The following is a 14,707-nucleotide window of genomic DNA, read 5'->3' on the forward strand; positions in this document are numbered from 1 at the left end:
CGAAAGGGGCGTCGCATCGCAGGGTGCGGCGCCCCTTTGCTTTGGTGCAGGTCAGTCCGCCTCGACCTTCCGCCCCTTGAACCCCTGGGCGACCACGAACCACTCGACCGAACCCTTGCGGCTCGACGGCGGCTTGGCATGCTTCACGGTGGTGAAGTTGCGCTTCATCTCGGCGACCAGGGCCGAATCGGCACCCCCGGCGAATACCTTGGAAACGAACGTCCCGCCCGGCGCCAGCACGTCGCAGGCAAAGGCATGCGCCGCCTCGACCAGCGCCATGGTGCGCAGCGCGTCGGTCTGCGGGTGACCGACGGTATTGGCCGCCATGTCGGACAGGACGAGGTCGGGGGCGCCGCCCAGTGCCTCCATCAGTCGGTCCGGCGCCTCGTCGGCCATGAAGTCGAGCTGAAAGATCGTGACCCCGTCGATCGGATCGACCGGCAGCAGGTCGATGCCGACCACCGCCGCCCCCGGCAGCCGCCGGCGCACCACCTGGCTCCACCCGCCCGGCGCGATACCCAGGTCGACGACGCGCTTCGCGCCCTTCAGCAGCTGGAACCGCTGGTCAAGTTCCAGCAGCTTGTAGGCGGCGCGGCTGCGATATCCCTCCGCCTTGGCGCGGCGGACATAGGGGTCGTTCAGCTGCCGCTCGAGCCAGCGGGTCGAGGCGGCGGTGCGCCCCCGCGCGGTGCGGACGCGCTGGCGCCCGCCGGTCGTGTTGCGGGTCATGGCCGCCGCTCCCCCATCAGGCAGCGCAGGATACCCTCGCGGATGCCGCGATCGGCGATCCCCAGCCGCTCGGCCGGCCACATGTCCATGATCGTCTCCAGGATCGCACAGCCCGCCACCACCAGGTCGGCGCGCTCGGTGCCGATGCACGCGACCATTGCCCGCTCGGCCACCGACTGGTGCGACAGCGAGCGGCTGATCGCGCGCATCGCCTCTGCCGGCGCGATCATCCCGTCGACCTGCGCGCGGTCGTAATGGTCGAGCCCCAGATGGACGCTGCCCAGCGTCGTCACCGTGCCGCTGGTGCCCAGCAGCCGCGGCCGCGCCACCATCGGCAGCCGCGCGGCGAACGGCGCCATCGCCGCCGTCACGACGCTGCGCATCCGGGCATAGGCGCGCTCGCGACCTTCCGCATCGTCGGCCTCGTCCGCGACCTGCTCGGCCAGCGACACCACGCCCCATGGGGCCGAGTGCCAGTCGAGCACCCGCGGATGCGGACCGGCCGTGTCGACCAGCACCAGCTCGGTCGATCCGCCACCGATATCGAACACCAGTGCCGGGTCGCCGCCCGGCTCGATCAGCGCGTGGCAGCCCAGCACCGCCAGCCGCGCCTCTTCCTCGGCGGTGATGATGTCCAGCCGGATGCCGGTTTCTTCGTGGGCGCGCGCGATGAACTCCGCGCCGTTGGCGGCGCGCCGGCACGCCTCGGTCGCGACCGCGCGCGAGAGGAGGACATTGCGCCGCTTCAGCTTGTCCGCGCAGACCCGCAGCGCCGCCAGCGTCCGGTCGATCGCCGCGTCGCTGAGCCGGCCGCTGCCGGCCAGCCCCTCACCCAGCCGGACGATGCGCGAGAAGGCGTCGACCACCGCGAAGCCGCTACCCTGCGGCCGCGCGATCAGCAGGCGGCAATTGTTGGTGCCCAGGTCGAGCGCGGCATAGATGCGCGCGTCGGACCACCGGCCGCGGGGCGGCCGGGGCGGCGCCGGACGGGCAGGGCGATCCTGCCGGTACGGCTGGCGGGTGGATGCATCCCCCATGAGCCGTGTGCTTTCGTTCGTGTTCTGCCGTCACGGCTTCGCCGGATCGACGAAGCCGCTCGGTGCTTGCCGCCAACGTAGCGAGCCTGCCCCGCCATCACAAGCCGGGTGGCCGATCGCGCAGCGCAGCATTGACACGGCTGTGTCCGCCGCCTAGAGGCGCCCTCCTGTTGCCCCGTCGTCTAAAGGTAAGACTACGGACTCTGACTCCGTCAATTGAGGTTCGAATCCTCACGGGGCATCCAGTTTTTCGGCATTGGGTAGCAAACGCACCAAATGCCGGGTGGTCGATCGTGATCCGCTTCCCGTACCCTTTGCGACATGGGACACACCAATCTTCGTCACTCACTGGAGAAGCGCTACTCGGCGCTCACGGGCCAGCTTCGCGAGGCTCACGACAATATCGCTCGCGTAAAGCGCGAGGTCGAGAAGCTGCCTGAACTTGAAGCGAGCATCTCGAAACGCTGATCGCGAGTGCTGCTCTGCTGCTGGCATCCACGACTGATGAGGATCACCTTTATAGGTGCGTCCTTTTATAGCTGCCGAAGAAAGCCGATCGTTACCCCAGTGGGAAGGACTCAAGACAGGGCGCAGCCACGATAGCCGCCCTCCGAGCCGCGCTCCAAGCGCCACCCACCTACCACGTCGATGGTCTGCCCGTGAGCCGGAAGCGCGATTAAGGCCGCGACAGTCGCAATCGACCCTCGGCTCGAACGATACATATACGTCCTCGCGTTCGCCCGGCTGGAGCCGGGACGGTTAGTCACGCGCGACACGGGGTAGCACGCCCCGCGTATTCAGCCTTGCGGACTATTGTATTCTGCGGACCACCTGACAGAGCGGACCCGTGTTCAGCACGTGATGCGCTCCTCGCTCCGGTGACTAAGCCATCGCAAGGTACTTCTAACTAGCTCGTCCACAGTGAGCTTTGCAATAGGCGCTGATTACCCACGTGCCTTAGAGGTGCTGACCGATGAGGACAATCACCAGCATTGCAAGGGCAGACTCCACGAGCCAGCTAACTCCCATAAGCTAGCTGAAAAACCTTCCGTAGAGACTCATGCACAATAAACGTCTCAGTGATGGCGGGTTCGCCCATATCACGAAAAGACCACCGGTCACGACGCACTTTCTGCCCTCGCTCACCTCGTACGGCGTACGAGTTACCAATCGCACCTACCCGATATAGTCCTCGGCACGCTGCTAAAACTTGATCTTGCGACCTAAAACCTTCAGTCAGGCTCGGGTCGACTGCACCTAGTCGTTTAACTCGCTCAGCAAAATCTGCAATCTTGAAGCTACTACGAAATCCCGTAAGCATTGCCTTTAAGTTAGACACTTGCTTCGGCGTATAGACTCCTAGTAGTTCTTCTTCTATTTCCCGCCAAACTGCCTGGGAAAAATCTGTCACGGTTTCCTCGAAAGCTTCTGCTTCCAACCTCTCAGCAGTAGCATTGTACGCCTTCGCTAAGTTAAGTCTGCTAACTAGGTTTCTGGGCTTGAACATCGATATGTCGAGCAGGTAATCTTTAATCGACTTTCCATAAAGACTTTCGGGAAAATATACCTCCCAAACATCATCCGTCTGAAAGCCGGCTACTTCAACTTCCGACGCGTTAATCTTGGTCTCGACAATACCAAGGATGGGCTGATTGTGAGCATCGCCTTTCACATTCCAGCTTACACTCACACCAAAATCGGTAATATCTCGCACAATCTCAGGTCCGACACGGTTAACCTCTTCAAGAACCTCAGACCTTACGGAGGCATAAACGACAAATGACGCGCTTGTGGCACCCAGTATGCGATTAACTCGAGCGACAGATTGTAGTAGATCACGAATAAGAAACAGATCCCTCTCTCTTTGATCCGGCCTGTTCCAGAAAAGCTCTAGCTCGTCAAAGAAGAGGAGGCACCTTTTACCCATTTTCATCTTTATCTTTGGTAAATAGCGTTCTACAATCTCAATAATGTCCATCACTGCGCGATCATCGACGTTCTTTTGAACGGCTTCAACTTCAGCCGTTATCTCGCCGCTAAAAGGACCTGCCTTCACCCCGGCTTTAGCACTGCCCTTAACCCGCGACATCGCCAAATCTGAAAAGGTCGAGTTCTTCGTCTCGGTGGCCACTCCAGTAAGCCGGCGGAGATCATCGGCAATCTCGACACCCTCAGCAACGTCGCTGATTTGTATTAATCGCAAGATGTTTCGGTATATGAACCAAAGCCAATTCGTTGAGTAATCATACTCCACGTTGAGTGGATCACCGGTAAGAAGTATCTCGACGCCATTGCCACTTGCAAGCTTGGCTCGCTCCGCTTCCCGCACACCGCTCTTAAAGAGTATGATGTGTGTGTGCGCGCCGTGTTCCGCGAGAAGTTGCTGAGTATGTAGGAGCAGCGCTGTTTTCCCGCAGCCCTTTTGGCCTGAGATGAAGAACCGTGCACCTAAAAGCAGGGCGTCAATATCTATGCGGGGAGGGATTAAAAACGCATTGCGGAATACCATGCTGCCATAACGGCCTTGCTGAAAAACCTCGTTCTTGGCGTCCGCCTCTCCAAATTGCAGATCACTAACTGCGATTGCCATCGAACGGTCCCTTCACGAGCGAGGCTTATGACATGCTCCAACTCGGAACAGGTATAAGATTTTCGCCTATTTCGCCAAGCTAAAGTCCGGCTGACGTGCCGGCACCTGGCCAGATTGGTATGGTGCGTTTGCTACGTGATACCGCAGCTACCTCCTTCAGCGACCCGGCCCAACGGGGTCAGGTCGGATTGTACCGGTCGAGGAAGGTCTTCATCCGCTTCAGGAACTCCAGCCGGTCCTCGCTGCGGGTGAAATGATGGTCGGCGAGCGGCTGTTCGAGATATTCATAGGGCTTGCCCGCAGCTTGCAGCGCGGCGGCCATCAGGCGTGACTGTTTGACCGGCACGCGCTTGTCCGCCTTGCCGTGCACCAGGAGGATCGGGACCGAGAAGGTCGCGGCGCCATAGCGGGGCGAGACGGCGCGGAAATCGGGTGCCTGGCGGGTCAGCCATTCGCCGCGCGTCTTGGCGAACAGGAACTGGCTGTCGTAGCGGCGCATCTCCTGCAGGTCTGACACGCCGGCATAGGATATCGCGCAGCGATAGCCGCCGCCGCGCTGGGCGGCGCGCATCGCCGCATAGCCGCCATAGGAGGCGCCGACCATGCAGGTGCGCCCCGCATCGGCAATGCCCTGCTTGACCAGATAGGCCGCGGCATCGTCCAGGTCGTCCTGCATCTTCAGGCCCCATTGCCCCTCGCCCAGCTTGGCGAAGGCGGTGCCGTACCCCGAAGAGCCGCGATAATTGGGCTGGATCACGGCATAGCCGATCTCGGCCAGATATTGCGACCACCAGTCCCATGCCTCCGAATCGCGGGCGAAGGGGCCGCCGTGCGGCATCACGATCAACGGCAGGTTCTTGGCCGGCCGGCTTCGCGGCAGGGTGACGACCGCCTCGATCGAAGTGCCATCGCGCGCCTGATACCGAACGGTGCTGACGGGCGAGAGGGTGCGCGCCTTCAGTACGTCATTCTGCCAGGCGATGCGCTGCATCCGGTTGCCTGCCGTGTCGAAGAAATACAGGGCGCCGGGCTGCGACGGGCTGCCGACCTGGATCAGCAGCCGCCCGCGATCCGCACTGCGCGACACGATGGTCGCGTGCCGGGGCGCGACCGCCTTGTCGACCTGTTCCTGCACCTCTCGCAGGTGATCGCTGGTCCAGATGACGCGCTCAGCCTTGTCGGTGACGGCCACGCCTTCGAGGTCGTCGCCGTTCGGGGCCAGGCGGACGCCGTCGACGTCATAGCCGTCGACGCCGTAGAGCTTTCGTCCCAGGGCGAGGTCGGGCAACGACATCTCGTACACGGCGTCAAAACCGTTTTCGGCCGCGATCGTCACCGCGCTGCCATCCGCGCGGAAGATCAGCGGGGCGATGATTTCGGCCGGATCGCCCTTTCGACGCCGGGCGACGAGGTGAAAGGATTGTTCGGGGCTGGCGCGGTAGAGCAGGCCCTTGACCCCGGTCGCGTCACTCTGCTGCCAGCCGGCCCGCACGATCCCGGCGCCGTCTGCATACCAGTCGAATACGTCGGTGACGGCGGCGACCTTGCGCCGCGTGCGTCCGGTCGAGACGTCCACCTCGAACACCGAGGGGTAGACCTGATCCATGGTCTCGATACCGGTCGACATGGCGAGCAGGATACGGGGCGTCCCGTCGCGCGCTGTCCAGATCAGATCGTCGGCGCGTACGCCCGCGGTGTCGGCCGCGATCGGCCGCACCGTCTTCATGTCGGCGGACACACCGACAGTCCGGGTGACATAGACGTCCGTCCCGAAGATCGTCTGCGTCATCCCTGTGCCCACGGCCAGCCACGCGTCGTTGACCCAGGACCACCAGTTGATGTCCTGGTCACCGCTGGCGACAAGCGCCGCCGATTTCGCATTGGACAGGAGGTCGGTCACGACCAGGTACTGACGGTTGTCGACCGCCATCTTGGCGGCGACATGGGAACCGTCCGGCGACAGGCGCGGATCCTCGATCGCTGGCAGCTTGGCGAACACCTCGACCGGAACCTGATCGGGGGCGGGAAGGAGTGGCTTCGCCGGAGGCTCCTGGGCCGATGGCGCACCGGTCGCCACGACCAGCGCGACACCGGCCACCAGCCGGATCACCACCCTTGCATATGCTCCGATATTCCGCACCCTGCCCTCCCCGGCCCCCTGGAGATCATCCAGAGGAGCCGGGCCGAAAACAAGCAGCGATCGGCGCAGCTTTCAGCCGCTATCGGAGCCGTCCCCCTTCAAGTCATCCGGCTGCCAGCGCCGCCAGCAGCAGCAGGGCGACGATGTTGGTGATCTTTATCATGGGATTCACCGCGGGCCCGGCGGTATCCTTGTACGGATCGCCGACGGTATCGCCGGTGACCGCGGCCTTGTGCGCCTCCGATCCCTTGCCGCCGTGATTGCCGTCTTCGATATATTTCTTGGCATTGTCCCACGCGCCGCCGCCAGACGTCATCGAGATGGCGACGAACAGCCCCGACACGATCACGCCCAGCAGCATCGCACCGACCGCCGCGAAGCCCGACGCCTGCCCCGCCACCCGCGTGATGACGAAATACAGAATGATCGGCGAGGCGACGGGAAGGAGCGAAGGGACGATCATCTCCTTGATCGCGGCGCGGGTGACCAGGTCGACGGTGCGGCCGTAATCGGGGCGGCTAGTGCCGTCCATGATGCCCGGATTGTCGCGGAATTGGCCGCGCACCTCCTCGACCACCGCGCCCGCCGCGCGGCCGACCGCGGTCATGCCGAACGCCCCGAACAGATAGGGCAAGAGCGCGCCGAGCAGCAGCCCGACGATCACGTACGGATTGGACAGGCTGAAATCGACCGTGACGTCGGGGAAATAGGTCTGGAGATCGGTCGTGTACGCCCCGAACAGCACCAGCGCGGCGAGTGCGGCGGAGCCGATCGCATAGCCCTTCGTCACCGCCTTGGTCGTGTTGCCCACCGCGTCGAGCGCGTCGGTACGCTGGCGGACATCGTCGGGCAGGCCCGCCATCTCGGCGATGCCGCCGGCATTGTCGGTGACCGGGCCATAGGCATCGAGCGCCACGACCATCCCGGCCAGCGCCAGCATCGCGGTGGCGGCGAAGGCGATGCCGATGATCCCGGCCAGCTGATAGGTCGCGATGACGGCGATCACGATCACCAGCGTCGGCAGCGCAGTCGATTCCAGGCTGATCGCCAGGCCCTGGATCACGTTGGTGCCATGGCCCGTCTCCGATGCCTTGGCGATCGACTTGACCGGGCGATAGGCGGTGCCGGTGTAATATTCGGTGATCCACACGATCAGCCCGGTCACCGCCAGCCCGATCGCCATGCACCAGAACAGGTCGGTGCCGGTGAAGCCGGTCGCCGCCGTCGCGCCGGTGCGGACGGTCAGGTCGTCGGTCGCGGCATCGAGGAAGCCCGCACCGCCGATCACCGCGTGCATGTCGCCCAGCGTCAGGCTGGTCGCCACCCAGATCAGCGGCAGCGACAGGATCGCCGACGTCCAGAACCCCTTGTAGAGCGCGCCCATGATGCTGCCGCGCCCCAGCCGCACCGCATAGGTGCCGGCGATCGAGGCCAGGATGCACACGCCGCCAACGACCAGCGGCAGGCTCATCAGCCGCAGCAGCTCCTCGCCCGACGCGCGGATCAGCAGCGCGATCGAGATCATCGTCACGCCCAGCGTCACCACATAGGTCTCGAACAGGTCGGCGGCCATGCCCGCGCAGTCGCCGACATTGTCGCCGACATTGTCGGCGATGACGGCGGGGTTGCGGGGGTCGTCCTCGGGAATGCCCGCCTCGACCTTGCCGACCAGGTCGGCGCCGACGTCCGCCGCCTTGGTAAAGATGCCGCCGCCCAGCCGCGCGAAGATCGAGATCAGCGACGCGCCGAATGCCAGCGCGGTCAGCGCCTCGACGATGACGCGGTCGCCCGGCGCATGCCCGGCAGGCCCGGTCAGGTACCAGAAGAAGCCGGCGATCGACAGCAGCCCCAGCCCCGCCACCAGCATGCCGGTGACCGCGCCCGAGCGGAACGCGGTGGTGAGGCCACCCTGCAGCGAGGTCCGCGCCGCCTCTGCCGTCCGCACGTTCGCGCGCACCGAGATGTTCATGCCGACATAGCCCGCCACGCCCGACAGCACCGCCCCGATCGCGAAGCCCACTGTCGACAACAGCCCCAGCGTCGCCGCCAGGATGATCGCGACGACGACGCCGACGACCGCGATGGTGGTGTATTGCCGTCCCAGATAGGCCTTGGCCCCTTCCTGGATGGCGGCGGCGATGTCCTGCATGCGGGCATCGCCCGGCGACTGGCGCAACACCTGCGCACTGGTGAGGATGCCATAGAGAACGGCGACGATGCCGCAGGCCATGGCGAGGTAGACTGGTGTCATCCGGCGCTCCTTCTCCTGATCGCGGGGCACCATGCATGGGCGCACCCGTCGAAGGTGGTGAAGCTACGCGATTCGGCCTCGCTGGCAAGCCATTCAGATCACGCCATGCTCGAAGCCGAGCCGCGCCGGAACCTCGACCGGCTCGCGATCGTGCCAGAGACTCAGGCCCTCACCCTCGGCGAACCTGCCGATCCGGGTCGCGGCGACGGCGGGTGTCCAATCGGACGGGGCGGCAAACAGCAGCTCGTAATCGTCGCCTGCGGTCGCCGCCACCAGCCGCGCCGCGAGGTCATCGCCGGCCGAGGCGCGATATGCGGCGGACAGCGGCACAGTCGCCAGATCGACCGTCACCGCCAGCCCGCTCGCCGCCGCCATCCGCCCGGCATCGATCAGCAATCCGTCGCTGACGTCCATCATCGCATGGGCGAACGGCGCCAGCGCCCGCCCCTCCGCCAGCCGCGGCACGGGTCGGCGATAGCGGGCGAGCAGCGCCGCATCGCCCGCCGCCCCCTTTGCGATCGCCAGTCCCTGCCCGGCATCGCCGATCGTCCCGGTTACCCACAGCACGTCGCCTGCCCGCGCGCCGGTCCGCGCCGGGGCGGCCGCATCGACTCCGAAAGCGGTTACCGTCAGCACCCTCGGCGCACCCGGCAGCAGGCTCACCGTGTCGCCGCCGATCAGCGGGCAGTCGAACGCCGCCAGCACCGCCGCCAGCCCGTCGAGAAAATCTGAATCCCATACCGTGTCGGTCAGCGGATGATTGAGCATGATGCCCTCGACCAGCGCCCCCTTGGCGGCGAGGTCGGACAGGTTGGTCGCGACCAGCTTCCACGCCACGTCGGCCGGAGGATCACCGGGCAGGAAGTGGACCCCCTCGACCAGCGTGTCGGTGGTCACCACCATGCCCGCCAGCACCGCCGCATCGTCGCGCAAGCCATGCGCACCGGGGTGGAGCGGCAGGGTGCGAAGACGGGCGAGGAACTCTGCCTCGGTCACTCCTCCCGCTTCGCGCCGTCGAGCAGCGCCTCCCGCCGGGCGGTTTCGGCCGCATCCGCGACCTTCTCCGCCTTCGTCCGTCCGAACGCCGCGCGGTTCGCCTCGGCCTGTGCCGCATCGTCGGCCCGCCGCTTCGCCTTGCGCGCGCGGTTCAGGTTGACGATCTCGGCCATCAGCCGGCGCGCACGTCCTTGGCGATCGCGTCGAGCAGGCCGTTGACGAAGCCCGATTCCCGCTTTTCGTAAAAGGCGTGGGCGACGTCGACATACTCGCTGATCGCGGCTCCCGTCGGCACGTCGGCGCGGGCGAGCAGTTCATACGTGCCGGCGCGCAGGATCGCCTTCATCGGCTTGTCGAGGCGCGGCAGCGTCCAGCCGGCAGCCAGCCGGCGCTCGATCGCCAGGTCGATCTCGCCCAGTCGCGCGGCCGCGCCGCGCACCACATCGTCGAAGAAGTCGACATCGGCCTCGGCGAACTCGACATCCTCGATCGTCGCGCCCAGCCGGTGCTGGTGGAATTCGTGGAGCAGCACGGGGATCGCCGTCCCCTCCATCTCGTGCTGGTAGAGCGCCTGGACGGCGGCGAGGCGGGCGGCGGCGCGCGCCTTGGTTCGAGTAGCAGTACGGGACATGGCCGCGCCTGTACGCCCTCGCAAGGCCCGCGTCATCCCCGCTGACTCCGGAGCGTGGGATGCCATGACGATGGCCCCGACCGCGCGCCGCTCTATCGTCATCCTGACCGGCGCTGGCATCGCCGTGGAGTGCGGCGTCGCCGCCGTTCGTGGTGTCGATGGGCTGGAACCGGACACTACACCCCCCCCCCTCGCGTGTCCGGTTCCGTCGATTTTGCGGAGTGCGAGGCGAGACGCTGGGATTTGGCGGGTGCGGCCATGTGGAGCGACTTACCAGCGAGGGGAGGGTGTAGGACAGGGTTCGGGTAGGGCCTTGCGGAGGGGCTGGTTTCGCCCATCATCACCATCCCGATCCACCATCACGCTCCCGGTTTGCGGACATTCCTCAATCCGGTAAATTGGTCGCGGCCCTGACGCTGCCGGAGCGGGCGCAGCGAGTGATCAATGCGTTTGGCGGGTTCAAGTCCCGCTCATGGGTCCGCTTGTGTCTCAGAGGCGGAGGAGCCGCTCACGCCCCAAATGCGAGCGTTTTTACCTGTTAAGAGCCGCGCCGATCCCTGTCGCTCGCTCAGCAGGCGCATCGATGGCCGTGCGCCAAAAAATCCAAGAACCAGTGAGCGCCAATGCCTCGACCACAAAGGTCGCCGCTAATCCGGCCCGAGTTGCGAGCTTGAACCCGAAGGGGTTCGCTTCTGGTGAAGTTAGGACCAGCAGCCGAAAAAGCTCGAAGCCTAGCGCCGCCACCAAAACCATCACGGTCGTGGTAAGCAGGTAAGAGCGCAGACTGCGGCGGCGTAGTTGTCGATGTATGAGGTGAACCGGAACGCCGACCGACAATGAAGCGCCGTAACTGGCGAGTACAAGCTCCATCCACGCGTTGATTACAGACGCGCTATGATCCGGCTGGTCCAAGAGGATAATTCCGAACAGCAGGGTGAATGGGAGAACCGCCGGAAGGGGCGCAAGAGCAAAGCCCTTCATCTCTCGCTTCAGCAGCAACGTGCCCCTCCTGCGCCGTCTCATAGTCAGCGCTGCTCTGAATGCCCGCTTTCCCGCCTCCCGGCAAACAGAGCAGCCAGTCCGCCCCCGACCGACAGCGGACGTGGTGGTCACGACTCGTTATCTGGAGGCACCGTCCACTCGCGCTCAAACGACTGCTTTTACCTGCGTACTGTTGAGCCGACGGGCCGCTGTTCCAGCTCCGAGATCCACTTTATAAAGTCGGGCAGACCGCACCTTCGATAAAGGCTCTCGCAGCCGCCCGAAAAGATGCTGGGACGGCTCGGGAGCTTATTTTAAGACGCTCGTCTTGGTTCCTGAAGTAGCGACCTGCCGGATAGATGTCCGCGCGAAATAGCACTTTGTTTTCTGTCCCTCCGGAGCGCCTTTAATATAGAACAGTTTCGGCCTGCACTCCCAGACTTTAAGCGCCTCTCCCAGCATAGACGGCTTAACCGCATAGCTCACCCCCGACGTCAGCGCATCTTTAATAATCCTCATCACGGCATGATGAGGTAATCGACCAACCGCCGCAACGTCCGCTTTCCACCAGTTAACGCCCGACTACTCTCAAAGCCACGCCTCCATGTCAGCGGTACACTGGACTTGCCTCGGAAAAGTGGAGAGTTCCCCTGAGGTGAAAGGCGAACTCGATGACGAAGCAGCGACGGTTCACGAAGGAATTTGAGGATGAAGCGGTACGGCTGGTAGCGACCAGCGGGCGGACGCAGCGGGAGATAGCGGAGGATCTGGGCGTCGGGTTATCGACGCTGGTGCGCTGGATCGGCCGCAGCCGGGATCGTCTGGCGGAAATGCCCGATCAAGCGCCGCAGGCAGATATCGCTGCCGAGTTGAAGCGCCTTCGGCGAGAGAACCAAATCCTCCGACAGGAGCGCGACATACTAAAGCAGGCGACCGCTTTTTTCGCCCGGGAGGGAAATCGATGAGGTTTCAGCTCATCGATCTGGCGAAGGAGGAGGTGCCGGTCCACCGCCTATGCCGGGTGCTCGGCGTCAGCCAGAGCGGCTATTTTGCCTGGAAGGATCGCCCGGCCAGTCGGCGCCAGCGTGACGACATGGTGATGCTGGCGCATGTCCGCTCGGCGTTCGCACTGTCGAACGGCACCTATGGTAGTCCGCGCATGACGCGCGAGTTGCAGGATGATGGCTTCGCATCGGGCGGCGTCGCACGGCGCGGCTGATGCGAGAGAACGGCCTGCGTGGCCGGCAGAAGCGGCGGTTCAAGCGCACGACCGACAGCGAGCACGCCTGGCCGGTCGCACCCAACATCATCGACCAGGATTTCACCGCGACGGCATCCAACCAGAAGTGGGGCGTGGACATCTCGTATGTCTGGACACGCCAAGGATGGCTCTATCTGGCCGTGGTCATCGACCTGTTCTCCCGCCGTGTCGTCGGCTGGGCCGTCGGCGACCGCCTGCACCGCGATCTGGCGCTGGCGGCGTTGCGCAAGACCATCGTCATGCGGCGTCCGCCCAAAGGGCTCATTCACCATTCGGACCGCGGTAGCCAATATTGTTCCGTAGAGTATCAGGCCGAATTGCGTCGGCATGGCATTCGCATCTCCATGTCGGGAAAGGGAAAATGCTACGATAACGCCATGGTCGAGACGTTCTTCAAGACGATTAAATCCGAGCTGGTCTGGCGCACCGTCTTCTACACCCGCGCCTAGGCCGCGCAGGCCATTGCCCGCTATATTGATGGATTCTACAACCCGGTCAGGCGTCATTCCGCGCTCAACTACATCAGCCCCGTGCAGTTCGAACGAACTGCGCCACGCTGAGCAAATCCCTCTCCACTTAAGCGGGGCAAGTCCATCGTCAGCCATGCTGATGCGCCCTGCTCCCCGCATCGCGCTCTACGGCCGTCACTCGACGGCGATGCAGAGCGTTACCTCGAGCAGCGACCAGACCGCGGCATGCATGAAGCTGGTCGACTATCTGGGCGGTACGGTCACCGCGACCTATCACGACCCCGAACAGTCGGGCTACCGCCGCGACCGTCTTGGACTCCGAAAGCTGCTGCGCGACGTCGAAACAGGCGCGGTCGATCTGGTTGTGTGCGAGGCGCTCGACCGGCTGGCGCGCTACGCCGAGGATGTCGCGTTCCTCGGCAAGAAGTTCATCTACCACCGGGTGGCACTCCACACCGCCTCGGAAGGCCATGTCGACGAGATCAAGTTCGCCGTCGCCGGACTGCTGGGGGCGATCTTCGTGAAGCATCTGATCAACAAGACGGTGCGCGGTATGGAAGTGGCGGTGCTGGCCGGGCGGTTCGCCGGCGGACGCGCCTATGGCTACCAGCGCGTCCTGCGGCTGGACGCACGCGGCGACCCCATTCGCGGACTCCTCGAGATCAACGCAGGTCAGGCCGAGATCGTCAGGCGCATCTTCGTCGAGTTCGCCGCAGGCGCTTCCTCTATCCAGATCGCCACCCGCCTCAACGCAGACGGCATCCCCGGCCCCGCGTGGCGGCCAGTGGAACGCCTCGACGATCCGCAGCGACCCGAGAAAGATGACGGGCATCCTCAACTACCCGCTCAATGTCGGCCGGCTGGTCTGAGGAAGATGCCAGTGGCGGCGCAATCCCGACAGCGAGAGGCGCGAGCGCCGCTACCGACTGCGTGACCGCCCCGAATGGGTCGAGGTCGCGGTGCCGGATCTCCGCATCATCCCCGAGGACCAGCGGCGCGCGGTGCAGGAGCAAAATCACACGTTGGCAATGCAGTCAGGCGCAGGTCTCACCCGCGCGACAGAACCGCAGAAAGCACCTGCTGTCGGGCCTCATCCGGTGCAGCACCTGCGGCTCCAACTATACGATCTCGGGCAAGGAATATTGCCGCTGTGCCGGGTAGAAGGAGCGCGGTACCTGCGCCAACACCCTCTCGGTCCGCAAAGGACCGCTCGAGGCAGCGACGCTCGCGATCCTGCAGCACCATCTGTTGACCGAAGATCATGCCCGGCTGTTCGTCGACGAGTTCCGCCGCGAGACGATGCGCCTGAGCCACACGGCAACCAGTCGGGATCAGCAATCGACCGAGCGACTGGCCACGGTGACCCGCGAGATCGACAACCTCGCCGCGAACATGTTCACCGGGGCCGCGAGCCCCACGTTGCTAAGGCTCCTCGCTGATCAGGAGGCTGAGAATGCGCTTCTCGAACAGAGGCTGAGCGCTCAGGCAACCAGCCGGCCAGCCGCTACCATCCCCCTGCATCCGGATCTGCACCGCCTATTCAGGGAGAAGATCGCCGAGCAGCGCGAGGCTCTGGACGAAGAAACCATCCACGGCGGAGCCGGAGAGATCCTGTCGATGC

General features: G+C 64.5%; 12 protein-coding genes, 1 tRNA gene and 1 pseudogene. 5 read left to right on the plus strand and 9 right to left on the minus strand.

Annotated features, from left to right (window positions below; translation table 11 throughout):
• Window positions 1-51: 51 nt before the first annotated feature.
• Together Q5H91_RS15485 and Q5H91_RS15490 are read right to left on the minus strand one after the other, a co-directional pair.
• Window positions 52-729, minus strand: a complete 678-nt coding sequence (locus Q5H91_RS15485; protein ID WP_305174356.1) for an RlmE family RNA methyltransferase — start codon at window positions 727-729, stop codon at window positions 52-54.
• Window positions 726-1,766: a Ppx/GppA phosphatase family protein gene (locus tag Q5H91_RS15490; protein ID WP_305174357.1), complete on the minus strand. Its 1,041-nt coding sequence runs from the start codon at window positions 1,764-1,766 to the stop codon at window positions 726-728. The genes Q5H91_RS15485 and Q5H91_RS15490 overlap by 4 nt, the downstream gene beginning before the upstream one ends.
• Before the next feature lie 171 nt (window positions 1,767-1,937).
• Here Q5H91_RS15490 and Q5H91_RS15495 point away from each other — a divergent pair.
• Together Q5H91_RS15495 and Q5H91_RS15500 are read left to right on the plus strand one after the other, a co-directional pair.
• Window positions 1,938-2,011: transfer RNA gene (locus Q5H91_RS15495), tRNA-Gln, on the plus strand.
• Window positions 2,012-2,087: 76 nt separating this feature from the next.
• Window positions 2,088-2,234 (plus strand): hypothetical protein, encoded by a 147-nt coding sequence (locus Q5H91_RS15500; protein WP_305174358.1) that lies wholly within the window; start codon window positions 2,088-2,090, stop codon window positions 2,232-2,234.
• A gap of 550 nt (window positions 2,235-2,784) precedes the next feature.
• Here Q5H91_RS15500 and Q5H91_RS15505 read toward each other — a convergent pair.
• From Q5H91_RS15505 to Q5H91_RS15535, 7 genes are all read right to left on the minus strand, one after another.
• Window positions 2,785-4,356 (minus strand): P-loop ATPase, Sll1717 family, encoded by a 1,572-nt coding sequence (locus Q5H91_RS15505; protein ID WP_305174359.1) that lies wholly within the window; start codon window positions 4,354-4,356, stop codon window positions 2,785-2,787.
• 178 nt (window positions 4,357-4,534) lie between these two features.
• The gene (locus Q5H91_RS15510) at window positions 4,535-6,466 is read right to left on the minus strand and encodes an alpha/beta hydrolase family protein (RefSeq protein ID WP_305174360.1); all 1,932 of its coding nucleotides are present in this window, start codon (window positions 6,464-6,466) and stop codon (window positions 4,535-4,537) included.
• Window positions 6,467-6,599: 133 nt separating this feature from the next.
• Window positions 6,600-8,747, minus strand: a complete 2,148-nt coding sequence (locus tag Q5H91_RS15515; protein WP_305174361.1) for a sodium-translocating pyrophosphatase — start codon at window positions 8,745-8,747, stop codon at window positions 6,600-6,602.
• Window positions 8,748-8,840: 93 nt separating this feature from the next.
• Window positions 8,841-9,743 carry a thiamine-phosphate kinase gene (gene thiL / locus Q5H91_RS15520; protein ID WP_305174362.1) on the minus strand — a complete coding sequence of 301 codons (903 nt, stop codon included), beginning with the start codon at window positions 9,741-9,743 and terminating at the stop codon, window positions 8,841-8,843.
• Window positions 9,740-9,916 (minus strand): DUF4169 family protein, encoded by a 177-nt coding sequence (locus Q5H91_RS15525; RefSeq protein WP_305174363.1) that lies wholly within the window; start codon window positions 9,914-9,916, stop codon window positions 9,740-9,742. Before Q5H91_RS15525 ends, thiL begins: the two co-directional genes overlap by 4 nt.
• On the minus strand, window positions 9,916-10,374 hold the full coding sequence (nusB, locus tag Q5H91_RS15530; protein WP_305174364.1) for a transcription antitermination factor NusB: 459 nt from the start codon (window positions 10,372-10,374) through the stop codon (window positions 9,916-9,918). The genes Q5H91_RS15525 and nusB overlap by 1 nt, the downstream gene beginning before the upstream one ends.
• Before the next feature lie 531 nt (window positions 10,375-10,905).
• The gene (locus Q5H91_RS15535; RefSeq protein ID WP_305174365.1) at window positions 10,906-11,373 is read right to left on the minus strand and encodes a hypothetical protein; all 468 of its coding nucleotides are present in this window, start codon (window positions 11,371-11,373) and stop codon (window positions 10,906-10,908) included.
• Window positions 11,374-12,026: 653 nt separating this feature from the next.
• On the opposite strand from Q5H91_RS15535, the pseudogene Q5H91_RS15540 reads away from it, so the two are divergent.
• From Q5H91_RS15540 to Q5H91_RS15550, 3 genes and pseudogenes are all read left to right on the plus strand, one after another.
• Window positions 12,027-13,176: pseudogene (locus Q5H91_RS15540) on the plus strand (IS3 family transposase).
• Between the two features lie 49 nt (window positions 13,177-13,225).
• On the plus strand, window positions 13,226-14,020 hold the full coding sequence (locus Q5H91_RS15545; protein WP_305174366.1) for a recombinase family protein: 795 nt from the start codon (window positions 13,226-13,228) through the stop codon (window positions 14,018-14,020).
• Window positions 14,021-14,334: 314 nt separating this feature from the next.
• Window positions 14,335-14,707: hypothetical protein (locus Q5H91_RS15550; RefSeq protein ID WP_305174367.1), on the plus strand; the 373-nt coding region annotated here is incomplete at its 3' end.

It is taken from the genome of Sphingomonas aurea (assembly GCF_030678875.1).
GTDB classification, from domain to species: domain Bacteria; phylum Pseudomonadota; class Alphaproteobacteria; order Sphingomonadales; family Sphingomonadaceae; genus Sphingomonas; species Sphingomonas aurea.

Excerpts from the sequence above, each read along its gene's own strand:
- Q5H91_RS15490 (WP_305174357.1), bottom strand. The coding sequence starts at position 1,766 with ATGGGGGATGCATCCACCCGCCAGCCGTACCGGCAGGATCGCCCTGCC.
- Q5H91_RS15515 (WP_305174361.1), bottom strand. The coding sequence starts at position 8,747 with ATGACACCAGTCTACCTCGCCATGGCCTGCGGCATCGTCGCCGTTCTC.
- Q5H91_RS15545 (WP_305174366.1), top strand. The coding sequence starts at position 13,226 with ATGCGCCCTGCTCCCCGCATCGCGCTCTACGGCCGTCACTCGACGGCG.
- nusB (WP_305174364.1), bottom strand. The coding sequence starts at position 10,374 with ATGTCCCGTACTGCTACTCGAACCAAGGCGCGCGCCGCCGCCCGCCTC.
- Q5H91_RS15525 (WP_305174363.1), bottom strand. The coding sequence starts at position 9,916 with ATGGCCGAGATCGTCAACCTGAACCGCGCGCGCAAGGCGAAGCGGCGG.
- Q5H91_RS15505 (WP_305174359.1), bottom strand. The coding sequence starts at position 4,356 with ATGGCAATCGCAGTTAGTGATCTGCAATTTGGAGAGGCGGACGCCAAG.
- Q5H91_RS15485 (WP_305174356.1), bottom strand. The coding sequence starts at position 729 with ATGACCCGCAACACGACCGGCGGGCGCCAGCGCGTCCGCACCGCGCGG.
- Q5H91_RS15500 (WP_305174358.1), top strand. The coding sequence starts at position 2,088 with ATGGGACACACCAATCTTCGTCACTCACTGGAGAAGCGCTACTCGGCG.